Raw genomic sequence first — 22,978 nt, 5'->3', positions numbered from 1 at the left:
CAACACGGTGGCCGGCGACAAGCAAGCGGAGACGACGGCGGTGCCCGCCGAGGCCCGCGAACAGCACGCGCAGCTGGCGGAGCAGGTCGAGGAGCACCGCTTCCGGTACTACGTGAAGGACGCTCCGGTCGTCAGCGACGCGGACTTCGACAAGTTGCTGAAGACTCTGGAGGCGCTGGAGGAGAAGTACCCGGAGCTGCGCACACCGGACTCGCCGACCCAGAAGGTCTCGGGGTCGTACGAGACGGAGTTCACGGCGGTCGAGCACCGCGAGCGGATGCTGTCGCTCGACAACACCTTCAACGACGACGAGCTCGCCACCTGGTTCGACCGCATCGCGCGCGAACTGGGCGAGCAGACGTACCACTTCCTGTGCGAGCTGAAGGTCGACGGCCTCGCGGTCAACCTCACCTACGAGCGCGGCCGCCTCGTTCGCGCGGCCACCCGCGGCGACGGCCGCACCGGCGAGGACATCACCCCCAACGTCCGCACGATCGCGGAGATCCCGGACCGCCTGCACGGCGACAAGGTCCCCGACCTGGTGGAGATCCGCGGCGAGGTCTACTTCCCGATGGAGAAGTTCCTCGAACTCAACGAGCGCCTCGTCGCGGCGGGCGACAAGCCCTTCGCCAACCCCCGCAACGCCGCCGCGGGTTCGCTGCGCCAGAAGGACCCGCGCGTCACCGCCACCCGCCCGCTGCACATGGTCGTGCACGGCATCGGTGCTTTGGAGGGCTTCTCGGGCATGACCCGTCTCTCCCAGGCCTACGACCTCCTTAAGACCTGGGGCCTGCCCACATCGCCGCACAACCGGGTGGTCGACGACCTCGGCGGTGTGCGGGAGTTCATCGCTCACTACGGCGAGAACCGCCACTCCGTGGAGCACGAGATCGACGGAGTCGTCGTCAAGCTCGACGAGATCCGCCTCCAGGGCCGCCTCGGCTCCACCGCGCGGGCACCGCGCTGGGCGATCGCGTACAAGTACGCGCCGGAAGAGGTCAACACCAAGCTCGTCGACATCAAGGTCGGCGTCGGCCGCACCGGCCGGGTCACACCGTACGCCCAGGTCGAGCCGGTCACCGTCGCGGGCAGCGAGGTCGAGTTCGCGACGCTGCACAACCAGGAGGTCGTCAAGGCCAAGGGCGTGCTGATCGGCGACACCGTGGTCCTCCGCAAGGCCGGGGACGTCATCCCGGAGATCCTGGGCCCGGTCGTCGACCTGCGCGACGGCAGCGAGCGGGAGTTCGTGATGCCGAGCGAGTGCCCCGAGTGCGGTACGGCGCTTCGGCCCATGAAGGAGGGCGACATCGACCTCCGTTGCCCCAATGCCCGCGCCTGCCCGGCGCAGTTGCGCGAGCGGGTGTCCTACCTCGCGGGACGTGAGTGCCTCGACATCGAGCACTTCGGTGGGGTGGCCGCTGCCGCGCTCACCCGTCCGCTGGAGCCGGCCGACCCGCCGCTGGTCGACGAGGGCGACCTGTTCGACCTGACGGTGGAGAAGCTGCTGCCCATCAAGGCCTACGTCCTCGATCCGGACAGCGGCCTGCCCAAGCGGGACCCCAAGACGGGCGAGGAGAAGGTCGTCACGGTCTTCGCCAACCAGAAGGGCGAGCCGAAGAAGAACACCCTCGCGCTGCTGGAGCACATCGAGGCGGCCAAGCAGCGCCCACTCGCCCGGTTCCTCAACGGGCTGTCCATCCGCCATGTCGGGCCGGTGGCGGCGCAGGCCCTCGCGCGCGAGTTCCGTTCGGTCGACCGCATCGATCAGGCCAGTGAGGAGGAGCTCGCGGCGACCGACGGCGTCGGTCCCATCATCGCCGCGGCGCTCAAGGAGTGGTTCGCCGAGGACTGGCACCGCGAGATCGTCCGCAAGTGGAAGGCCGCCGGGGTTCCGTTGGAGGAGCAGTCGACCGGTGAGGACGAGGGCCCGCGCCCGCTGGAGGGGCTCACGGTCGTCGTCACCGGCACACTGGAGCACTTCACGCGCGATGGAGCCAAGGACGCGCTCCAGAGCCGTGGAGCGAAGGTGACCGGTTCCGTTTCGAAGAAGACGTCCTTTGTTGTCGTAGGTGACAGCCCTGGGTCCAAGTACGACAAGGCCATGCAGCTGAAGGTGCCTGTTCTGGACGAGGACGGCTTCAACGTCCTGTTGGAACAGGGGCCCGACGCGGCGGCTGAAGTTGCCCTCTCCGCGGAGGAGTAGCGGTTGAAGGCCACCCGATCGGCGCATACCAGATGCATACGGGTGGCTGGGGCGCATTCGGGCAACCGTCGACGACCGCTGCCCGTGGAAGCCTTCTGCGGCCTACTGTTGAGATGTGCGCCTGCCGTGCCCAGCTGCGGTCGGGGCATCCCTTTGCTCTTGAAGGGCTTCGAAGGGCCGGGGGCAGGGTTTCCGACGCGGTGCCGTTGAAGGTTTTTGTCGGGCATCGGGCCGCGTGGCGTGGGCACCGCCGGGTGTGAGAGGGACGGGAATGGAACCGACCGAGAGCGCCACCCCGCGCTCGCGGCTGCGCCGGATGACCGACGCATGGCGGGGACGGGTGTCGCGGAGCGCGGAGCGTTCGCGCGTGGAAAGAGGCGCGGGGAGCGCCATCGGGCCGCCCACCATGGTGGACGGCCGCGCCGTCCGGCAGTTGGGCCCCGAGCGCACCGCCGGGCTGTCGGACCCCGATCACGACCACCACCTGTCCTGGCCCGCGCTGCCGTCGGCCGTCGTCGCGGCGGCCGGGTTCGTTCTAGGTGCCGGGTTCTACCGGGCGTTCACCGACAACCACGCGCTCTTCCCGTCCGGCACGGTCGGCTGGTCGCTGGCCGTGCTGACCGGCATCATCGTCGGCCACCTGGTCGCGCTCGGCCGCGCCCGCTGGTGGGGCGGCACCGGCTCCGGCGCCGCCCTCACCATCGCCGTACTGATGCTGTACGGCTGGGTGCCCGCCGGGATGGTGAGCCTCACCGTCGTCGTCCTGGTCGGTGTCGCCCGCCGCAACCGGTGGCGGCAGGGTGTGCTGCACGGCGCCGTCGACATCCTCGGGATCGCGGCCGGCGCCCTTGTGCTGGCCGCCTTCGGCCGGGTGCCCACCGTCGAGACCCCCTGGAACCCCGACACCTGGACGCTCTACACCGCCCCCGGCGTGGTGCTCGTCGCGACCGCCTATCTCGCGGTCACCCGGGTCCTGCTGTGGTACCTCCAGTCCCCGCGCGGCGGCCTGCCCACCGTCGAGCGCACCGCGCTGGTGCGTCAGGGCCTGGTCGCGGTCGCGCTGCTCGGCATCGCCCCGCTGGTGTGTGTCGTCGCCATCGCCAAACCCCTGCTGCTGCCGCTGTTCTCGATCCCCCTGGTCGCCCTCGACTCCACGCTGTGGATAGCCAGGGCCCGGGCGGAGGAGCAACTGCGCGACCCGCTGACCGGGCTGCCCAACCGGCAGTGGCTGCTGGAGCGCATCTGGACCGCGCTGGACGACGCCGAACGCATCGGCGCCCGGTCCGCCCTGATGCTGATCGACCTCGACCGGTTCCGGTCGGTCAATGACACGCTGGGTCATCTGGCCGGTGACCGGCTGCTGTTGCAGATAGCGGACAGGCTGCGCCTCGCCCTGCCGCGCGGAGCGGAGGCCGCGCGGCTCGGCGGTGACGAGTTCGCCGTCCTGCTACCCGTCGCCGACTCCACCACGTCCGCGACCCGGGTCGCCCGCAGCCTTGTCACCGCCCTCAGCTCCCCGCTGGACCTGGACGGCCTCACCCTGGTCCTGGAGGCCAGCGCCGGTGTGGCGGTCTTCCCGGACCACGCGCTCGACGCCGAGGGACTGCTGCGGCGCGCGGACGTGGCGATGTACCAGGCGAAGCGGGACCGTACGGGCGTGGAGGTCTACGAGTCGAAGCGCGACTCGAACACCCCCGACCGGCTGGGTCTGCTCGGGGATCTGCGCCGCGCCCTCGACGCGCACGAGGTCGAGCTGCACTACCAGCCGAAGGTCCGCTTCGACGGGCAGGTCGCGGGGCTGGAGGCGCTGGTGCGATGGGTACATCCCGAACGCGGGAAGGTGCCGCCGGACGAGTTCATAGCGATCGCCGAGTCGTCGGGGCTGATGCCGCATCTGACGGAGTACGTGCTGGAGACGGCGCTGGCGCAGGTGGCCCAGTGGCGCGCCCAGGGGCTGTATGTCCCGGTCGCCGTCAACGTCTCGCCGAGGGACGTCCACACACCCGGCTTCGCCGGCTCGGTCGCCGCGCGGCTGGCCCGGCACGGAGTCCCGGCGGGAGCGCTCCAACTGGAGATAACGGAACACGTCCTGCTGGAGGACCCGCAGCGCGCCGCGGACACGCTGGCCGGCCTGACCGGGCACGGCGTGAAGATGTCGCTGGACGACTTCGGCACCGGCTACTCGTCCCTCGTGCACCTCAGGCGGCTGCCGGTGAGCGAGCTGAAGATCGACCGCTCGTTCGTGGCGCGGCTCGCGGTGGACAACGAGGACGCGGAGATCGTGCGCTGCACCGTGGACCTGGCGCATTCGCTGGGGCTGCTCGTGGTCGCCGAGGGCGTCGAGGACGACGAGACGTGGGAACGGCTGCGGGATCTGCGCTGCGACGCGGTGCAGGGGTGGCTGGTGGCCGCGGCGATGCCGCCCGAGGAGACGACGGCGTGGCTGCGGGCTCGCGGGTCCCGGGGCTGGCAGCGCCCCCGCGCGGCCCTGCCGGCCGCGGCGACCGACGAAGTGACCTGACCTGACCTGATCCGACGCGACCTCAGGGCCGGCGGGCGTTTCCCGCGCCGCTCAGTGTTCGGGCCGGCGTGTCGCCTGCCGTCCCGTGTCCGGGCCGGCGCTGTCCGTGCCGTCGGGGCGGTTGGGTGCTCTTGCCCGCCGCCCGGGATGCCGTAGACGCTCTCCCCGCCGTCCCGTGTCCGATCGGCCCTGCTCGTCCAGTGCGCGGCGGGCGCTGGCCCGGGCAGACCAGCGCCCGCCCACCGTCGCCCGCGCGTCCACCGACGGTCGCCGCCGCCCCCGCCGCCCGCGCACCCAGCGCCCCATGCCGCCACCCCCGCCGCCCGGCACCCGCTAGCTCCCCCCCCGACGCGGGGTCGCCCGATCAGGTCGGCCGCAGCGCTGAGTCGGCCGGTCAGGCCCTCCCCGCCGTGACCGGTCAGGCCCTCCCCGCCGTGAAGTGCCCGATCAGCAGCGCCAGTCGCTGTTCGTGTGCCCCTTCCGGCAACCGGCCACTGCGCATAAGCGTCACCAGGCCGTGCAGTCCGGCCCAGAACGTCTCCGTCAGCAGACCCGGGTCCTCGCCCTCCGCAGCGATGGGTTCGACCGCGCTCGCCAGCTCTCCGAAGGCCTCCTTCAGCGGTGCCGGCGCCTCCGGTGTGGCGAACGGGAGCTCCGACGCGTGCGTGAACATCGCGTCGTACAGGGCGGGCCGGCGCCGCCCGAAGGCCGTGTACGTCTCGCCCACCGCGGCCAGGGCCGCGCGCTCGCCCTTCGCCGCCTCACGGGCCGTACGCAACTCGGCGGCCAGGTCCGCGCAGCCCTGCACGGCCACCGCGGCCATGATCGCGCCCTTGCCCTTGAAATGGCTGTAGAGAACGGGCTGGCTGTACTCGATCTCCGCCGCCAGCCGCCGGGTCGTCACCGCGTCCCAGCCTTCCGCTTCCGCGAGTTCCCGCGCGGCCGTGACGATCAGCCGCTCGCGCTCCGCTCGTTCGCGCTCTTTGCGCGTCTGGATCGACATGCCAGAAATTCTAGCAGTGCTAGCGCAACTGTCGACGCTCTGCTAGCTTCGCTCTTGTCCCTAGCAGTGCTAGCGAGGAGTCGAAGTCATGACCGTGACCGCCTACACCCTGGCCGTCGTGCTCAACCTGTTCTGCGTGTTCCTCGGGTACCGGTTCCTGTTCCAGCCCGAGTCCGCCGCCACCGGCTACGGCGTCCCGGCCCGGCCGGACGGTGACGCCGGCGCCTATCTCTCCATCAAGGGCCTGAGGGACGGCACCTTCGGCCTGGCGGGTCTCGCGCTGCTGTTCTTCGCCGGCGCCCGCGCCGAGGCCTGGTTCATGCTCGCCGTGGCGATCGTGCCGCTCTTCGACACACTGATAGTGCTGCGGCACGGCGGAGCGAAGGCGGTGGCCTTCGGGATTCACTTCGCCACGGCGGTCATCGTTCTCATCAGCGCCGTCCTGCTCTTCCTCGTCTGAGGACCTCCGTGGACCTCTGAGGGCTCTTAGGACCTCTGAGGACCTCTGAGGACCTCGACACCGCCGTCATCGATCTCGCACGGGGGGTACCACAGATGTCCCTGTTCGTTCCGAAGTTCGACGAGTCCGTGATCGTCCGCGAGGGCGAGGCGGAGGTCGTCGGCCGCGCGCCGACCACCATGCGGCTGCTGGCCGACAGCAGTCGGACCGGCGGTGCGCTGTCCACCCAGCGCGTCACGCTCGCGAGCGGAGCCGACGGCGCCAAACCGCACTGGCACGACAACTCCGCCGAGATGTTCTTCCTGCTCGACGGCGCCGCCGAGATCCTCTCCGGCGACGACGTCGTCACCGCCGGCCCCGGCGACCTCGTCGTCGTACCGCCCGGCAAACCGCACGCGTTCGCCGCCGTGCCCGGTGCCGACGCCGACCTGCTGATCGTCATCACACCCGGGGTCGAGCGCTTCGAGTACTTCCGCCACCTCCAGCGCATCGCCCTCGGCGAGGCCACCCCGGAGAGCCTGCTGGAGGTGCAGGAGCTGTACGACAACCACTTCATGAGGAGCGAGGCCTGGGACGGCCGGCGGCGCTGACGGGCGCGGGCCGGGGAAACCGTTTCACGGGCACACGCCCCCGACCCATAGGATTGGGCCAAACCACACACACTCACCCCAGAGGATCGCTGCATGCCTGGCATCACGCGCGAGGAGGTCGCCCACCTCGCCCGGCTGGCGCGTCTGGAGCTGAAGCCCGAAGAGCTCGAGCACTTCGCGGGACAGCTGGACGACATCATCGGCGCGGTCGCCCGCGTCAGTGAGGTCGCCGACCAAGACGTACCGCCGACCTCGCACCCGCTCCCGCTGACGAACGTCATGCGGGCGGACGAGGTCCGTCCGTCGCTCACCCCCGAGCAGGCGCTCTCCGGCGCCCCGGCCCAGGAGCAGCAGCGTTTCAAGGTGCCGCAGATCCTGGGGGAGGACTAATCGCCATGACGGACATCATCAAGCTCTCGGCCGCCGAGACGGCCGAGAAGATCGCCTCCGGCGAGCTGACGGCCGTACAGGTCACCGAGGCCCACCTGGCCCGGATCGAGGCCGTCGACGAGAAGGTGCACGCCTTCCTGCACGTCGACCGCGAGGGGGCGCTCGCCCAGGCCCGTGCCGTGGACGAGAAGCGGGCCAAGGGCGAGAAGCTCGGTCCGCTGGCCGGCGTGCCCCTGGCGCTCAAGGACATCTTCACCACCGAGGGCGTTCCGACGACCGTCGGCTCGAAGATCCTGGAAGGGTGGATCCCGCCCTACGACGCCACGCTCACCAAGCGTCTCAAGGCCGCCGACGTCGTCATCCTCGGCAAGACCAACATGGACGAGTTCGCCATGGGGTCCTCCACCGAGAACAGCGCCTACGGCCCGACCGGCAACCCCTGGGACCTCACCAAGATCCCCGGCGGCTCCGGTGGCGGCTCCTCCGCCGCGCTCGCGTCCTTCCAGGCCCCGCTCGCCATCGGCACCGACACCGGCGGCTCCATCCGCCAGCCGGCCTCCGTCACCGGCACGGTCGGGGTGAAGCCGACGTACGGCGCGGTCTCACGGTACGGCATGGTCGCCTTCTCCAGCTCCCTCGACCAGGGCGGGCCCTGTGCCCGTACGGTCCTGGACGCGGCCCTGCTGCACGAGGTCATCGCCGGGCACGACCCGATGGACTCCACCTCCATCGACGCCCCGGTCCCGCCGGTCGTCGAGGCCGCCCGCAACGGCAGTGTCCAGGGCATGCGCGTCGGCGTCGTCAAGCAGTTCCGCGGCGAGGGCTACCAGGCCGGCGTCATCCAGCGCTTCGACGAGTCCGTCGAGCTCCTCAAGGAGCTGGGCGCGGAGATCGTCGAGCTGGACTGCCCGTCCTTCGACCTCGCGCTCTCGGCGTACTACCTGATCGCGCCCTCCGAGTGCTCCTCCAACCTCGCCCGCTTCGACGGCCTGCGCTACGGCCTGCGGACCGGCGACGACGGCACCAACTCCGCCGAGGCGGTCACGTCGATCACCCGTGAGGCGGGCTTCGGCCCCGAGGTGAAGCGCCGCATCATGCTCGGCACGTACGCGCTGAGCTCCGGTTACTACGACGCCTACTACGGCAGCGCCCAGAAGGTCCGCACGCTCATCACGCGGGACTTCGAGAAGGCCTTCGAGCAGGTCGACGTGATCGTCTCCCCGACGACGCCGACCACCGCCTTCGCGATCGGCGAGCGCGCCGACGACCCGATGGCGATGTACCTCGCGGACCTGTGCACCATCCCGACGAACCTCGCCGGCAACGCGGCCATGTCGCTGCCGTGCGGCCTGGCTCCGGAGGACAACCTCCCCGTCGGCCTGCAAATCATCGCCCCGGCGATGCAGGACGACCGTCTGTACAAGGTCGGGGCGGCCGTCGAGGCGGCCTTCGTGGAAAAGTGGGGGCACCCGCTCCTGGAGGAGGCACCGTCGCTGTGAGCAAGTTGTCCAAGGCCAAGGACTTCAAGAAGTCCAAGTCCGGTACGTACCTGTCCATCGCCGGCACCGCGTTCGGCGCCTTCGGTGTCGCCAAGCGCTTCAAGAAGGCCCGCGCCGAGAACGACACGCTGGTCCTGATCGACGCCGCCGTGTCCGCCGCCGCCATCGTCACCGGCCTCGCCATCCTCTACCGCGAGCTGAAGCGGCTGGGCGACGACGACGTCCTGATGGGCTGAGAGGGAAGTTTCACCGTGACCACCACGACCGACCTGGTGTCGTACGAGGACGCGCTGGCGTCGTACGACCCCGTCATGGGCCTTGAGGTCCATGTCGAACTCGGCACCAAGACCAAGATGTTCTGCGGGTGCTCCACCGAGCTGGGCTCCGACCCCAACTCGCAGACCTGCCCGACCTGCCTCGGCATGCCCGGCGCGCTGCCGGTCGTCAACGCGACCGGCGTCGAGTCCGCCATCAAGATCGGTCTCGCGCTGAACTGCGAGATCGCCGAGTGGTGCCGCTTCGCCCGGAAGAACTACTTCTATCCGGACATGCCGAAGAACTTCCAGACCTCCCAGTACGACGAGCCGATCGCCTTCAACGGCTACCTCGACGTGCAACTGGAGGACGGCGAGACCTTCCGCGTGGAGATCGAGCGCGCCCACATGGAGGAGGACACCGGCAAGTCGACGCACGTCGGCGGCGCGACGGGCCGTATCCACGGCGCCTCGCACTCGCTGCTCGACTACAACCGCGCCGGCATCCCGCTCATCGAGATCGTCACCAAGCCGATCGAGGGCGCGGGCGAGCGCGCTCCCGAGGTCGCCAAGGCGTACGTCCGCGAGCTGCGCGAGCTCATCAAGGCGCTCGGCGTGTCGGAAGCCCGCATGGAGATGGGGCAGATGCGCTGCGACGTGAACCTGTCGCTGCGCCCGAACGGCACCGAGAAGTTCGGCACCCGTTCCGAGACGAAGAACGTCAACTCGCTGCGGTCCGTGGAGCGCGCGGCCCGCTACGAGATCCAGCGGCACGCCGCCGTGCTCAGCGGTGGCGGGACGATCATCCAGGAGACGCGGCACTTCCACGAGGACACCGGGTCGACGACCTCGGGCCGCGTGAAGGAAGAGGCCGAGGACTACCGGTACTTCCCCGAGCCGGACCTGGTGCCGGTGGCCCCCTCGCGCGAGTGGGTCGAGGAGATCCGGGCGGGCCTCCCGGAGCTGCCGCTGGTCCGCCGTACCCGGCTCCTGGCGGAGTGGGGCATCTCGGCCGTCGAGATGCAGGCGATCCTCAACGCCGGCGCGCTGGAGCCGATCGTCGCCACGATCGACGCCGGTGCCGACGCCGCCTCCGCCCGCAAGTGGTGGATGGGCGAACTCGCCCGCAGCGCCAACGAGTCCGGCAAGGCGCTCGACGAGCTGGCCATCACGCCGGCGCAGGTGGCCCGCGTCACCGAGCTGGTCTCGAAGGGCGACCTGAACGACAAGCTGGCCCGCCAGGTCATCGAGGGCGTTCTCGCCGGCGAGGGCACCCCGGACGAGGTCGTCGACAAGCGCGGTCTGAAGGTCGTCTCCGACGAGGGCGCCCTCACCACCGCCGTCGAGGAGGCCATCGCCGGCAACCCGGGCATCGCGGACAAGATCCGCGGCGGCAAGGTGGCCGCGGCCGGTGCCCTGGTCGGCGCGGTCATGAAGGCGACCCGGGGTCAGGCCGACGCGGCCCGCGTCAAGGAGCTGATCCTGGAGCAGCTGGGCGTCAGCGAGGGCTGAGCCGAAGCGCGTACGGCCCCGGAGGCAGACCCTCCGGGGCCGTTGTGCTGCTCACGGAGTCAGGTACGGCGTGCCACGAGCCGTACGAACCCCAGCGCGCGCCCCTCGTCCAGCCGCACCATCTCGCCGACCCGGCGGGCCATCGTGCGATGGAACTCGTCCGGGCTCTCCTCGGCGATGACGTCGCACCACAGCAGCCAGTCCCGCCAGCCGTCCGGCTGCCAGTCGGCGGCCTCGACCTCGACGGCGCCGCTGCGGGTCCAGTGGCGCCGCCACCAGTCGGAGGAGTGGAAGCACCAGTAGTCGGGCTCCCAGTGGGGCTTCAGGTGCTCCGGCGGCTCGATGCCGGCCGGCTCCTCGCGCAGCGCGGGTACGACGACGCCGATCCGCCCGCCCGGCTTCAACAGACGGGTGAGCGTGGGCAGATAGAGATCGTCGGTGCCGAAGTACTGGTAGGCGTCGACGCTCACGATCGTGTCGAAGCTGCCCTCGGCGAACGACAGGTCGTGCGCCTCCACGCGCACCGGCAGCACCCGGTCGGCGAAACCGGCCTCGGCGACGCGCCGGGCGTTGTCGTCGGGTTCGATCCACAGGTCGGCGGCGGTGACCTGGGCGTCGTACTCCCTGGCCAGGAAGACGGAGGTCATCGCCCGGCCGCAGCCCAGGTCGAGGACGCGGGCGCAGGGGCGCAGCGTGTCCAGGCCTAGGGCGGGGGCGAGCCACTCCAGCAGCCAGAGGGCGTTCGGGCCCATCTGGTTCTCGACGACCCAGCGCGGGTCGTAGCCGGCGCTGCGCGGGTAGCGGGGGTGGGTCAGCCGCTTGGCTAGGTCCTCATCCGAGGGCCCTGTCGTCGGCGGGATGATGTCTGGCATCGGTGAACGGGCTCCTTGAGTCCGGGGAAGCGGAAAGGGATACGGAGGAGCTCGGTCGGACGCTCAAACAATGCACCTGCCCAGGTCGGCGGCGGTGTGCCGCACTACGGCTGACTTGCGGAAGCTAACAGCCGGCCAGACGCCCCCGCATCCGGATTCTCAGCACGACGCGCTACGCTCGCCCGCCATGAGCGGACGCGGTGATTCCGAGATAGCGGAGGCGGGGGAGGAACGGCCGGCGGAGCCGGAGGGCCTGGCGAAGCCGGATGACCTGTTGGAGCCCGAGGACCAGTTGGAGCCGGACGACGCCGACGACCCGGCACAGGTGGCGCGGCGGGCCCGCTGGACGGCGGCCGTGACCGGGGCGCTGCTCGCCCTCGCCGGGCTGGCCGCGTCGGCGGGACGCGCGACCGGCACGGCCCCGGCCCTCGTCCCGGCCGCCTACGCCGTCGGCGCCGCCGTGTGCGCGCTCGCCGCCTTCCTCGGCTCGCGGGGCCGCACCCGCCGGGCGCTGTGGCTGCTCGTCACCGGCGTCATGGTGATGGCGCTGGGAGATCAGTTCGACTGAGAGGAAAGGCGGATGTGAAGGGCGTCACGCAGGGACGACAGAGTCACCGTTACTGTCCTGTGATCTGCCTCCCACTCCTGTGAATAAACCCACGAACGAGGCAAACGATCTTTTCGGCCTGCGAGAGTTTGCTTCACATCGCTCATGCGTTCTTTGCGGGCTGTTCACTTTCTTGGACGACTGATCCCGGCCAAAGATCCATAAATCCCCTCCGGGAGCACGTTCGTGGCAGCTCTTGCACGCTGGTGTGTCCAACGACGCCTCGTCGCCGTACTGCTCTGGCTGCTCGCCTTCGGCGGGGTCACCGCGGCCGCCGCCGTGACGGGCACCGCGTACTCGAACGACTACCACGTCCCCGGCACCGAATCGGGCCGCGCGACCCAGCTCCTTCAGGACGGCTTCCCCGGCCTCGGCGGCGACAGCGACACCGTTGTCTGGCACACCACGTCCGGCACCGTCCGGGCCGCCGCCGTCGAACAGACCATGACGCGCGCCCTGGACGAGATCGCCGAACTGCCCGGCGTGGCCACGGTCGACAGCCCGTACGGCAAGCAGGGCGCCGACCGGATCAGCGAGGACGGGCACACGGCCTACGCGACCGTCACCTTCGACGACAGCGCCGAGAACCTCGCCGGCGGCGAGGCACAGGCCGTCGTGGACGCGGCCCGGGACGCCGGGAGCGACCAACTCCAGGTGGAGATGGGCGGCAGCGCCGTAGCGCTCACCGAGTCGACCGGCGGGCATCTCGCCGAGGTCGTCGGCGTGGCCGTCGCGGCGCTCGTGCTGTTCCTCGCCTTCGGCTCGCTCGCCGCCTCGCTGCTGCCCATCGCCGCCGCCCTGGTCGGCGTCGGCACCGCGTACGCCGGGATCGCGCTGCTCGGACACACCATGACCGTGGCCGACTTCGCGCCCATGCTCGGCATGCTCATCGGGCTCGGCGTCGGCATCGACTACGCGCTCTTCATCGTCACCAGACACCGGCGCGGCCTGAAACGCGGCCTGCCCGTCACCGAGTCGATCACGAAGGCCGTGGCCACCACCGGACGGGCGGTCGTGTTCGCGGGTGCCACGGTGTGCATCGCCCTGCTGGGCATGCTGATCCTCCGGCTCAGCTTCCTCAACGGAGTCGCGATAGCCGCGTCCTTGACGGTGGTCCTGACGGTCGCCGCCTCCGTGACGCTGCTGCCCGCCCTGCTGTCCTTCATCGGCATGCGCGCCCTCAGCCGCCGCGAGCGACGCCGGCTGGCCGAGCACGGGCCCCAGCCCGAGCTGCCGACCGGTTTCGCGGCCCGCTGGTCGGCGTTCGTGGAGCGCCACCCCAAGGCCCTCGGCGCCCTCGCCCTGGCCGTGATCACGGTCCTCGCCCTGCCCACCCTCGGCCTCCGCCTGGGCACCTCCGACCAGGGCAACGACCCCAAGAGCTCCACCACCCGCCAGGCCTACGACCTCCTCGCCGACGGGTTCGGCCCCGGCGTGAACGGTCCGCTCACCCTGGTCACCGAGGTCGACGGCGGCGACGACAAGCTCGCTCTGGACAACCTCGACGCGCGCCTGCGGGACACCGAGGGCGTCGCGTCGGTGACCCCGGTGACCTACAACACCGGCGGCGACACCGCGTACCTCACCGTCGTACCGGAGTCCTCCCCGCAGTCACGGCAGACCAGCGAACTCGTGGACCGGCTGCGCGACGAGGTGCTGCCGCGCGCCGAGACCGGCACCTCGCTCGATGTGCACGTCGGCGGTATGACCGCCGGATACGACGACTTCGCCGACGTGATCGTCGGCAAGCTGCCGCTGTTCGTCGGTGTCGTCGTGGGCCTGGGCTGTCTGCTGCTCCTGCTCGCCTTCCGGTCCGTCGGCATTCCGCTGAAGGCCGCCGTGATGAACGTGGCCGCGGTCGCCGCCGCCTTCGGCGTGGTCGTCGCGATCTTCCAGTGGGGCTGGGGCAGCGAACTGCTGGGCCTGGGCCGCGCCGGCCCGATAGAGCCGTTCCTGCCGGTCATCATGGTGTCGGTGCTGTTCGGCCTCTCCATGGACTACCAGGTCTTCCTGGTCAGCCGGATGTACGAGGAGTGGCTGGAGACCGGCGACAACCGGCGGGCCGTCCGGGTCGGCCTCGCCGAGACCAGCCGGGTGATCAACTCCGCCGCGGTCATCATGATCTCGGTCTTCCTCGCCTTCGTCCTCAGCGGCGACCGCGTGATCGCCATGTTCGGCATCGCGCTGGCCGCCGCCGTGGCCCTCGACGCCTTCGTGCTGCGCACGCTGTTGGTCCCCGCCCTGATGCACCTGCTCGGCGGCGCCAACTGGTGGCTGCCCCGCTGGCTCGACAAGCGCATGCCCCGGATCAGCATCGAGCCGCCCGAGTGCCGTGCCGCGCATGAGAGGCTCACCGACGTCGTGGCGGAACTGGAGAAGGAGCAGCGGGGCGATGTACGCGATATCCCTGGGTGACGACCGGGCCGAGCTGCGGCCCCTGGAGCCCTGGCACGCCGAGGAGTTCCTCGCCCACCTGGACCGGGGCCGGGAGTTCATCGGGCAGTACATCCCCTTCGGGGCGACGGTCACCGACCCGGCGTCGGCACGGGAGACGCTCCAGCGGTACGCCGACATGCGCGCCGGCGACACGGCGTCGTACCACGGCATCTGGCTGGACGGGAAACTCGTCGGCGGAGTCCTCGCGCTGAACTTCGACGCCGCGAACGGCAACTGCGAGGTCGGGTGCTGGCTGGAGCCCGCCGCGACCGGACGCGGGCTCGTCACCCGGGCCATGCGGGTGCTCATCGACTGGGCGGTCGAGGAGCGCGGCATCCACCGGGTCGAATGGGTCGCCGCCGCCGGAAACACCCCCAGCCTGAACATCGCCCGGCGCCTCGGCATGACCCGCGAGGGCGTACGCCGTCAGGCGCACCCCTATCGTGGGGTGCGGCACGACCTGGAGGTGTGGTCGATCCTCGCCCCGGAGTGGCGTGAAGCACGCGCGTGTGCCGCACACAACGATCATTAAGACACCTCTCAGAGAGCGTCCGTACGGTGCGAGACATGGGAACGAAGACAGTGGACGACACCCTGGCCGAGTCGAAGACCGACGAGGAGAACGTGGACGTCACCAAGACGACCGACACCGAGGCAGAGGCCGAGGCGGAGGCCGTTGACGTGGACGGACCCGACGCCGACGAGGAGGTGGCCGCCGAGGCCACGGAAGACAGCCACTCCGACGTCGGCCAGGGCGCGGGCGCGGTCCTCTCCCTGGCGCTGGGCTTCGTGTCGCTGACCGGCAGCTGGATCGGCACGATCGCCACCGCGCGCGAGAACCTCCTCGGTCAGCTGGAGAACCAGAGCGCGTCCCAGGCGGACGTCGACAAGCTGATCCAGGCGGGCTACGTCGACGGCTGGCACGCCGCCGCCCTGTGGGCCGGTCTGTTCGCGATGGCCGCGCTGATCGTGGGCGTCGTGGTGCTCGTCCGCCCGGCGTTCGGGGCCCCCGGCAAGCCGCAGGCCACCTGGATCAAGTCGGTCGCCTGGGGCGGTGTCGCCGTCGGTGTGGTGGGCCTGCTGCTGGCGGTCCTCAAGTACACCGACGTCCTGCTCAGCGTGCCGTCCGTGGGCTGAACCGCCGCAGGTCACGAGGGGTCTTAGGCGCTCCGTAGCGTACTTACGGAGCGCCTGGGGCCCCTCACGCGCGTCTAAGGCCCCACCCACCGGCAAAGATGCGGAACTCTCCCGATGTGGCGGACCCGCCTGGGAGACGAAGGTGGAGTCATCGCAAAGAGCGATGCGAAACCCGAGTCCCACCAGGAAGAACGAGGCCCTGCCATGCATGATTACGAACTCCACCACGTCCGTTCCGCCGAACTGATCCGCAAGGCCGAGCACGAGCGCCTGGTCCGCGAGGCGGTCCGCGTCCGCCGTGCCGCGCGCCGCGAGGCCGCGAAGCGCACGGCCGAGAGCGCGGCGGAACCGGAGGCGCATACGTCCCGCTTCCGCAGGCATCGGCATGCACGTGCCGCGTGAAGGGGGCGGCGGCCGGGCTTCTCGCGGGCCCGGCCGGCAGCGCCCTCCCGACGTCCGAGGACGCGGCCCGTTCGAAATCCGCTGCCGCACCGGGGACGTCGCGTGACATGCTCACCCTCGTGGAGAGCAGGTCGGTCAGTCCCGTGTTCGTCGGTCGCGCGGTCGAGTTGGAGACACTGAACGACGCCCTCGCCCAGGCCGCCGAGGGCGAACCGCAGGCGTTGGTGATCGGCGGTGAGGCCGGGGTGGGCAAGACCCGCCTCGTCGAGGAGTTCGCGGCCGCCGCGCGCGACAGCGCCGTCGTCGCGCTCGGCGGCTGCGTGGAGATCGGCGCGGACGGGTTGCCGTTCGCGCCGTTCTCCACCGCGCTGAGCGCCCTGCGCCGCGAACTGCCCGACGAACTCGCCGCGGCCGCCACCGGTCAGGAGGAGGAACTGGCCCGGCTGCTGCCCGAGTTGGGCGAGACGGCTCCGCTCCGGGGGGCCGACCGTTCCGACGAGGAGGGCATGGCCCGCCTCTTCGAGCTCACCGCCCGCCTCCTGGAGCGCGTCACGGCCGACCGCACGGTCGTCGTGGTGCTGGAGGACCTGCACTGGTCCGACGCCTCCACCCGCCACCTCCTCGCCTACCTCTTCCGCACCCTGCGCACCGGCCGCCTCGTCGTCCTCGGCACCTACCGCTCCGACGACATCCACCGCCGGCACCCGCTGCGCCCGCTCCTCGCCGAACTGGACCGGCTGCGCACGGTCCGCCGGATCGAACTCGGCCGCTTCACCCGCGCCGAGGTCAGCCGTCAGATCGCCGGGATCCTCGCCCACGAACCCGACCCGGCCCAGGTCGACGCCATCTTCGAACGCTCCGACGGCAACGCCTTCTTCGTCGAGGAACTGGCCGTCGCCGCCCACGAGGGCTGCCGCACCGGCCTCACCGACTCCCTGCGCGATCTGCTGCTGGTCCGGGTCGAGAGCCTGTCCGAGAGCGCCCAGCGGGTCGTGCGGATCGTCGCCGAGGGCGGCTCCGTCGTCGAGTACCGGCTGCTTGCCGCCGTCGCCCGGCTCGCGGAGGACGACCTGATCGAGGCGCTGCGGACCGCCGTCAACGCCAACATCCTCATCGCCGCGCCCGGCGGTGACGGCTACCGCTTCCGGCACTCCCTGGTCCGCGAGGCCGTCGGCGACGACCTGCTGCCCGGTGAGCGCTCCCGCCTCAACCGCCGCTACGCCGAGGCCCTGGAGGCCGATCCGACGCTCGTCCCGGCCGGCGAGCGCGTCACGCGGCTGGCCAGCTACTGGTACCACGCCCACGACCCGGCCAAGGCCCTGCCGGCCGTCCTGGACGCCTCCGTCGCCGCCCGCCGCAGGCACGCCCACGCCGAGCAACTGCGGCTGCTGGAACGCGCGATGGAGCTGTGGGACACCGCCCCCGAGGACATCCGCGCGACCCTGCGCCCCGTCGACTACACCGAGGTCTACCCGCCCTGCGGCTGCGACCCCGAGACCACACCCCTGCGCTACCTCGACCTGATGGCCGAGGCAGCCGTCGCCGGACGGCTCTGCGGGGAACGCGAACGCGCCCTGAAGATCACCAAACAGGCCCTGCATCTGCTGGAGGACGAGGGCGATCCCCTACGCGCCGCCTGGTTCTGGGTCCAGCGCTCCCGGCTGGTCCAGGCCCTGGCCCGCGGCGACGGCTGGAAGCAGCTGGGCACCGCGCAGGAACTGGTGCGCGGACTGCCGCCGTCCGAGGTGCACGCCGAGGTGCTGGCCGCCGCGGCCAACTGGTCGATGCTCCGTGCCCCCGGCCCCGACGCCATGTCCGCCGCCGAGCGGGCCGTCGAGTACGCGCGCATGGTGGGCGCCGAGGACATCGAGCTGAACGCGCGCCTCACCCTCGGCGTGCTCATGGTCGACGCCGGCGACATGGACGCCGGACTGGCCCAGATGTACGAGGTCAAGGCCGAGGTACTGGCCCGTGGCCTCACCGCCGTGGTCGGCCGCAGCCATGTGAACCTCCCCTCCGTCCTCGAAGGCGTCGGCCGTTCCGAGGACTCCGTCGGCATCCTGCGCGAGGGCCTGCGACTCACCCAGCAATGGGGCCTGCGCGACTCGGAGGCCTGGATATGGACGAACCTCGCCGAGTCACTGATCTCCCTGGGCCGCTGGGACGAGGCCGCCCAGGCCGCCCAGAACGCCCAGCGCACGGGACCGTCCGCCAAGCCGCGCGGCGGCGGCTCCAACGCCCTCGCCCACCTGGCGCTGGCCCGCGGCGACATCGCCGACGCCGCCCGGCACCTCGCGGCCGCCCGCGCCCACTACGGCACGCACGACCCCATGCCGCAGAACAACCTCCCGATGTCCTTCCTGGCCCTCGGTATCGCCGCCGCCGAGGGCCGCCTCCTCGACGCCCGCGCGGAGGCCGACCGAGCCCTGAGCGACGGTTTCCCGCCCGGCACCCAGCGCTACGCCTGGCCGCTGCTGCTGGCCGCCTCCGTCGCCGAGTCCGACACCCGCGCACTGCCCGCCGTACAGGAGGGCCGCGGCGCCTTCCTGGAACGGCTCTTCGAAGCCGCTCGCAAGCTCACCACGGGCGCGCCGGTCTGGCTGGCGTACGAGGCGTGGACCCGAGCCGAACTCGACCGGGCCGCGGGCCGGAGCGACCCCGACCCCTGGTCGGACGTGGTCACCGCTTTCGAAGCCCTGGAACGCCCCTACGAACTGGCCCGGGTCCGCCACCGCCTGGCCGAGGCACTGCTCACCCTCGGCGGCGACGACGAGCGCGCCCGTGCCACGGAACTGCTCCGCCTCAGCCGAGCCACCGCCACGCATCTGGGCGCCCGCCCCCTCGTCGACGCCACCACACACCTGGCCCAGCGAGCCCGCCTGAGTCTCACGACGGCGCCGCCCCCGGCCGACCCGGCCGGCTCCCTCGGACTCACCACCCGCGAACGGGACGTCCTGCGCCTGGTCTCCGCCGGCCGCACCAACCGTCAGATCGCCGAGGAGCTCTTCATCTCCCCGAAGACGGCCAGCGTCCATGTCTCGAACATCCTGGGCAAGCTCGGCGTCTCCGGAAGGGGCGAGGCGGCGGCGGTGGCGCACCGGCTGGGTCTGTTCCCCGCCGAAACGCTCACGTCGGGGGCGGGGAGCTGAGGCTTACGCTGTAAGGGACATCGGCTCAGGGAGGTTCCGTGTTCAACGCGTTCGAGGAACTCTTCTCCCCTGGTCGCAAGCACACCACCGACGAACAGAACCGCCTGGAACTGACCCGTGAGGACGTCGGGGACAACGACCCCGGGCGGGGACCGATAGACCTGGCGTCCGGGAAGGTCGTCGTGCGCCCGCCCGAGGCACGGGCCGAGGAGGACGCCGGGGACGAGGGAGGCGGCGGGGACGACGGGGCAAGGGAAAGCGGTAAGGGGTAAGGGGTAAGCGCCGCTCAGGTCACCTGCACCTCCAGAATCCGGTCGTCCCCGTCCTTGGGGTCGCCCCGCCCGTCCGTGTTGCTGGTGACCAGCCACAGCTTGTCGCCGCCCGCCGAGACCACCGTCCGCAGCCGGCCGTACTCGCCCTCCAGGAAGGCCTGCGGGTCCGCCGATGCCTCCGTGCCGTCCAGCGGGATCCGCCACAGGCGCTGGCCCTTCAGACCGGCCATCCAGATGGAGCCCTCGGCGTAGGCGACGCCGCTGGGGGAGGCGTCGTCGGTGCCCCACTGGGCCAGGGGGTTGTGGTATGCGGAGTCGTCCGACTTGCCCTCGACCTCGGGCCATCCGTAGTTGTCGCCCGGCTTGATCGCGTTCAGCTCGTCCCAGGTGTCCTGGCCGAACTCCGCCGCGAACAGGCGCTGTTGGGAGTCCCAGGCGAGACCCTGGACGTTTCGGTGGCCGTACGAGTACACGGCGGAGTCGGGGAACGGGTTGCCCGGGGCCGGCTCGCCCTCCGGTGTCAGGCGGAGGATCTTCCCGCCCAGGGACTCCTTGTTCTGGGACAGGCCCGTGTCACCGCTCTCCCCGGTGCCCGCGTACAGCATCTTGTCCGGGCCGAAGGCGATCCGGCCGCCGTTGTGGATGTAGCCCTTGGGGATGCCCTTGAAGATCGTGTCGGGCGCACCGAGCTGGTCGCCGGCCGGCTTCTGCTCGTCGTACAGCATGCGGACGATGCGGTTGTCCGAGGCCGAGGTGAAGTACGCGTAGATCATGTGGTCGGAGGCGTAGTCGGGGGAGAGTGCCAGGCCCATGAGGCCGCCCTCGCCGGCCGGTGACACTCCCGGCACCTCGCCCAGCTCGGTCTTCTTGCCGGTCTCCGAGTCGACCCGGGTGATCGTGGCCTCGTCGCGGGAGGAGACGAGCAGGTCGCCGTCGGGCAGCGGGGCCAGACCCCACGGGGAGGCCAGGCCCTCGGCGACCGTGCGCACCACCTTGACCGAGCCCTGGGCCGGTGGGGTCTCGGCCGCCTGCCGGGTCGGTGCGGCCGTGGCGCTGCTGCTCGGCGCCTTGTTGTCGCCCTCGGCAGGCGATCCCCCGTCGTCGGAGGAACAGCCGGCCGTCAGCAGGAGCGCGGCCGCGGCCAATACGGCCGACACAGCTCGACGTTGCACGATCAAGGTCCCTTCGATGCGGCGGTCCCGTCGCGGGTTCTACTTGTCATACACCGCTCGCGCCGCACAGGTTCCCGATCCATGAATCCCGAATCCGTGCCGCCCGGCCCCCGGCGAACGTCAGTCCCAGGATCCCCGGGCCCCCGGCAGCTCCGCCACCTCGGCCAGGTCATCCGTGGTCAGCCGCACCCCGGCGGCCCCCGCGTTCTCGGTCACCCAGCGTTCCTGCTTGGTGCCGGGCAGTGCCACCACATGCCGACCCTGCGCCAGCACCCACGCCAGCGCCACCTGGGCCGGGGTGACCCCGTCCCCGTGCCGGGCGGCGACGCGTCGCAGGCCGGCCACTATCGGCTGGTTCGCCGCCATCATCTCCGCCGTGAAGCGGGGATGCCGGGCGCGCACGTCGTCGGGTTCGAAGCCCTGGCCGGGGGTCAGCGTGCCGCTGAGGAAGCCGTTGCCGAGCGGCATCCCCGCCAGGAAGCCGATGCCGCGCGCCTCGCACCAGGGCAGCAGCGCCTCCAGCGCCTCGGGCGACCACACCGACAGCTCGGCCTGCACCGCGCTCACCGGGAAGACCTGCTGCACCCGCTGCAACTGCCGGATCGTCGCGTCGTGCAGGCGGGTGCCGAAACGGCGGCCACCGCGCGCACCCATCGCGCACAGCCCCAACGCCCGTACCTTTCCGGCCCGGACGAGCTCCGCCATCGCGCCCCACGTCTCCTCGACGGGGATCTCGGGGTCGGCGCGGTGCAGTTGGTACAGGTCGATGACGTCGGTCTGTAGGCGGCGCAGCGAGGCGTCGCAGGCGCGCTTCACATAGCCGGGGCGGCCGTTGGCCACGATGTGCTGCTCGCCGACCAGCAGTCCGACCTTGGTCGAGACGAACGCGTCCTGGCGGCGCTCCTTCAACACCCGCCCCACCAGCAGCTCGTTGGTGAACGGGCCGTACATGTCGGCCGTGTCCAGCAGCGTCGAGCCCAGATCCAGCGCCCGGTGCACCGCCCTGACCGACTCCTCGCCCCGCTGCCGGGACGAGCTGTACGCCCAGCTCATCGGCATGCACCCGAGCCCGACGGCTCCCACCGTGAGCGCCGCCGCGCCGATCGTCCTGCGCTCCACCTGGCCGTGACCCTCCCTCTTCCGGCACCCCAACCTAACCTCTGCACTCCAGTTCGCCTGACATAGCCTCCTGACCATGACTGCTGACGTGTGGCTCCCCATCCCGCCGGAAGACATCGAGGGCCTCCCCGAGGGCCTCGACTACCGCTTCTGGAACGGTGCCGAGGACTTCCCCGCGGACCCGGCACAGTGCGCCTTCTACGTCGTCCCGTACATGAAGCCGCCCGGTCTCGGGCAGCGTCCGCTGCCGGAGATGGCCAATGTGGAGGTCGTGCAGACGCTGTCCGCCGGCACCGACCACGTGGAGCCGGGACTGCGGCATCTGCGGTCCGGCGTGCGGCTGTGCAACGCCCGCGGGGTGCACGAGGCGAGCACCGGTGAGCTCACGCTCACCCTGATCCTCGCCTCACTGCGCGGGATCCCCGACTTCGTGCGGGCCCAGGACCGCGGCGAGTGGCTCGGCGGCTTCCGGCCCGCGCTCGCGGACAAGAACGTCCTCATCGTGGGATACGGCTCGATCGGGGCCGCCATCGAGGACCGGCTCGCGCCTTTTGAACTCGCGCGGGTGGCGCGCGTCGCGCGCTCTGAGCGCACCACGGCGCGCGGACCAGTGCATCCGCTCACCGAACTGCCCGCCCTGCTCCCGGAAGCGGACGTGGTCATCCTCTCCACGCCGCTGACGGACGCCACCCGTCACCTGGTCGACTCCGACTTCCTGGCCCGGATGAAGGACGGCGCGCTGCTGGTCAACGTCGCCCGCGGCGGCGTCGTGGACACCAAGGCGCTGCTGGCCGAGCTGGAGACCCGGCGCATCACCGCCGCGCTGGACGTCACCGATCCCGAACCGCTGCCCCGGGAGCACCCCCTGTGGCGCGCGCCGGGCGTGCTGATCAGCCCGCACGTGGGCGGCCCGACGTCCGCGTTCCTGCCGCGCGCCAAGCGGTTGCTGGTGGACCAGTTGACTCGTTACGTGAACCGGGAGCCCTTGCGCAACGTGATCCTTACGACGGGCTCGACGCCCGCGTGACGCCGATCGGCTGAGCATCGCGCGGGTGCCGCGCGTGTCGCGTGCAACCGGCCCATAATCCGTTTCGAGTACCGTCCGCAACCCCTCGGAAGCGGTCCGTACTCGCATATGCGCTGGTCGTCACGGAGCGTAGAGGTGCTATGTCCCTGAGTGACGAGACTGGTGTATCGTCCGGACAGGGGCAGCGCCGCGCACTGTCGGCGCCGGGGATGGACATGTCAGATTTGTGAGGGGGGCGACGGGCGATGCACGGCCTATGGACGAGCGATCCGACGCGACGGGGCTGCCGGCGCCGACCCTGGCGAGCGGCCACGCGCAGACGCGGCCGGCACGGCACCCACGGCTGCCGTCAC

The 22,978-nt window shown here is 71.2% G+C and carries 20 protein-coding genes; 16 read left to right on the top strand and 4 right to left on the bottom strand.

Going from position 1 to position 22,978, the window contains the following annotated elements; genetic code table 11:
* The first annotated feature begins 7 nt into the window (after positions 1–7).
* Both ligA and ACIQWG_RS18090 read left to right on the top strand, forming a co-directional pair.
* Entirely contained in the window at positions 8–2,203 is a 2,196-nt protein-coding gene (gene ligA, locus ACIQWG_RS18095) for an NAD-dependent DNA ligase LigA (RefSeq protein WP_404096395.1), read from the top strand.
* A 271-nt stretch (positions 2,204–2,474) separates the two neighbouring features.
* Positions 2,475–4,724, top strand: coding sequence for a putative bifunctional diguanylate cyclase/phosphodiesterase (locus tag ACIQWG_RS18090; RefSeq protein WP_404096392.1), 2,250 nt, complete (start codon positions 2,475–2,477; stop codon positions 4,722–4,724).
* Positions 4,725–5,142: 418 nt separating this feature from the next.
* On the opposite strand, the gene ACIQWG_RS18085 is transcribed toward ACIQWG_RS18090, so the two are convergent.
* Positions 5,143–5,727 carry a TetR/AcrR family transcriptional regulator gene (locus tag ACIQWG_RS18085; protein ID WP_404096389.1) on the bottom strand — a complete coding sequence of 195 codons (585 nt, stop codon included), beginning with the start codon at positions 5,725–5,727 and terminating at the stop codon, positions 5,143–5,145.
* 88 nt (positions 5,728–5,815) lie between these two features.
* Between ACIQWG_RS18085 and ACIQWG_RS18080 the strand changes: the two genes are divergently transcribed.
* The 6 genes from ACIQWG_RS18080 (at position 5,816) to gatB (ending at position 10,432) form a co-directional block, all read left to right on the top strand.
* A complete protein-coding gene (locus ACIQWG_RS18080) occupies positions 5,816–6,187 on the top strand; it encodes a DUF4267 domain-containing protein (RefSeq protein ID WP_404096387.1) in 372 nt (123 codons plus the stop codon).
* A 95-nt stretch (positions 6,188–6,282) separates the two neighbouring features.
* Complete coding sequence (locus tag ACIQWG_RS18075) at positions 6,283–6,777, top strand: cupin domain-containing protein (protein WP_404096385.1); 495 nt, start codon at positions 6,283–6,285, stop codon at positions 6,775–6,777.
* A gap of 93 nt (positions 6,778–6,870) precedes the next feature.
* On the top strand, positions 6,871–7,167 hold the full coding sequence (gene gatC / locus ACIQWG_RS18070; RefSeq protein ID WP_007384860.1) for an Asp-tRNA(Asn)/Glu-tRNA(Gln) amidotransferase subunit GatC: 297 nt from the start codon (positions 6,871–6,873) through the stop codon (positions 7,165–7,167).
* 5 nt (positions 7,168–7,172) lie between these two features.
* Positions 7,173–8,666, top strand: coding sequence for an Asp-tRNA(Asn)/Glu-tRNA(Gln) amidotransferase subunit GatA (gene gatA, locus ACIQWG_RS18065; RefSeq protein ID WP_404096382.1), 1,494 nt, complete (start codon positions 7,173–7,175; stop codon positions 8,664–8,666).
* Positions 8,663–8,902 carry a hypothetical protein gene (locus tag ACIQWG_RS18060; RefSeq protein WP_404096380.1) on the top strand — a complete coding sequence of 80 codons (240 nt, stop codon included), beginning with the start codon at positions 8,663–8,665 and terminating at the stop codon, positions 8,900–8,902. Before gatA ends, ACIQWG_RS18060 begins: the two co-directional genes overlap by 4 nt.
* A gap of 15 nt (positions 8,903–8,917) precedes the next feature.
* Positions 8,918–10,432, top strand: a complete 1,515-nt coding sequence (gene gatB, locus ACIQWG_RS18055) for an Asp-tRNA(Asn)/Glu-tRNA(Gln) amidotransferase subunit GatB (RefSeq protein WP_404096378.1) — start codon at positions 8,918–8,920, stop codon at positions 10,430–10,432.
* Between the two features lie 59 nt (positions 10,433–10,491).
* On the opposite strand, the gene ACIQWG_RS18050 is transcribed toward gatB, so the two are convergent.
* Positions 10,492–11,304, bottom strand: coding sequence for an SAM-dependent methyltransferase (locus tag ACIQWG_RS18050; protein WP_404096376.1), 813 nt, complete (start codon positions 11,302–11,304; stop codon positions 10,492–10,494).
* A gap of 187 nt (positions 11,305–11,491) precedes the next feature.
* Between ACIQWG_RS18050 and ACIQWG_RS18045 the strand changes: the two genes are divergently transcribed.
* The 7 genes from ACIQWG_RS18045 (at position 11,492) to ACIQWG_RS18015 (ending at position 19,307) form a co-directional block, all read left to right on the top strand.
* Positions 11,492–11,872, top strand: a complete 381-nt coding sequence (locus ACIQWG_RS18045) for a hypothetical protein (protein ID WP_404096373.1) — start codon at positions 11,492–11,494, stop codon at positions 11,870–11,872.
* Between the two features lie 225 nt (positions 11,873–12,097).
* A complete protein-coding gene (locus ACIQWG_RS18040) occupies positions 12,098–14,326 on the top strand; it encodes an MMPL family transporter (RefSeq protein ID WP_404096371.1) in 2,229 nt (742 codons plus the stop codon).
* Entirely contained in the window at positions 14,304–14,879 is a 576-nt protein-coding gene (locus ACIQWG_RS18035) for a GNAT family N-acetyltransferase (RefSeq protein WP_404096369.1), read from the top strand. The genes ACIQWG_RS18040 and ACIQWG_RS18035 overlap by 23 nt, the downstream gene beginning before the upstream one ends.
* Positions 14,880–14,914: 35 nt before the next feature.
* On the top strand, positions 14,915–15,484 hold the full coding sequence (locus ACIQWG_RS18030) for a hypothetical protein (protein WP_404096367.1): 570 nt from the start codon (positions 14,915–14,917) through the stop codon (positions 15,482–15,484).
* A gap of 204 nt (positions 15,485–15,688) precedes the next feature.
* On the top strand, positions 15,689–15,886 hold the full coding sequence (locus ACIQWG_RS18025; protein ID WP_404096364.1) for a hypothetical protein: 198 nt from the start codon (positions 15,689–15,691) through the stop codon (positions 15,884–15,886).
* 107 nt (positions 15,887–15,993) lie between these two features.
* Positions 15,994–19,035, top strand: a complete 3,042-nt coding sequence (locus ACIQWG_RS18020; protein WP_404096362.1) for an AAA family ATPase — start codon at positions 15,994–15,996, stop codon at positions 19,033–19,035.
* Positions 19,036–19,073: 38 nt separating this feature from the next.
* The gene (locus ACIQWG_RS18015) at positions 19,074–19,307 is read left to right on the top strand and encodes a DUF6191 domain-containing protein (RefSeq protein ID WP_404096360.1); all 234 of its coding nucleotides are present in this window, start codon (positions 19,074–19,076) and stop codon (positions 19,305–19,307) included.
* Between the two features lie 14 nt (positions 19,308–19,321).
* Here ACIQWG_RS18015 and ACIQWG_RS18010 read toward each other — a convergent pair whose 3' ends face one another.
* Positions 19,322–20,464 carry a PQQ-dependent sugar dehydrogenase gene (locus tag ACIQWG_RS18010; RefSeq protein WP_404096358.1) on the bottom strand — a complete coding sequence of 381 codons (1,143 nt, stop codon included), beginning with the start codon at positions 20,462–20,464 and terminating at the stop codon, positions 19,322–19,324.
* Positions 20,465–20,599: 135 nt separating this feature from the next.
* A complete protein-coding gene (locus ACIQWG_RS18005) occupies positions 20,600–21,598 on the bottom strand; it encodes an aldo/keto reductase (RefSeq protein WP_404096355.1) in 999 nt (332 codons plus the stop codon).
* A 76-nt stretch (positions 21,599–21,674) separates the two neighbouring features.
* Here ACIQWG_RS18005 and ACIQWG_RS18000 point away from each other — a divergent pair, with 76 nt between their 5' ends.
* A complete protein-coding gene (locus ACIQWG_RS18000) occupies positions 21,675–22,625 on the top strand; it encodes a 2-hydroxyacid dehydrogenase (RefSeq protein WP_404096353.1) in 951 nt (316 codons plus the stop codon).
* Positions 22,626–22,978 lie beyond the last annotated feature (353 nt).

Source organism: Streptomyces sp. NPDC098781 (genome assembly GCF_044759995.1).
Lineage (GTDB): Bacteria > Actinomycetota > Actinomycetes > Streptomycetales > Streptomycetaceae > Streptomyces.
Note: the sequence above shows the minus strand (reverse complement) of the source record. Positions and strands in the feature narration are given on the sequence as shown.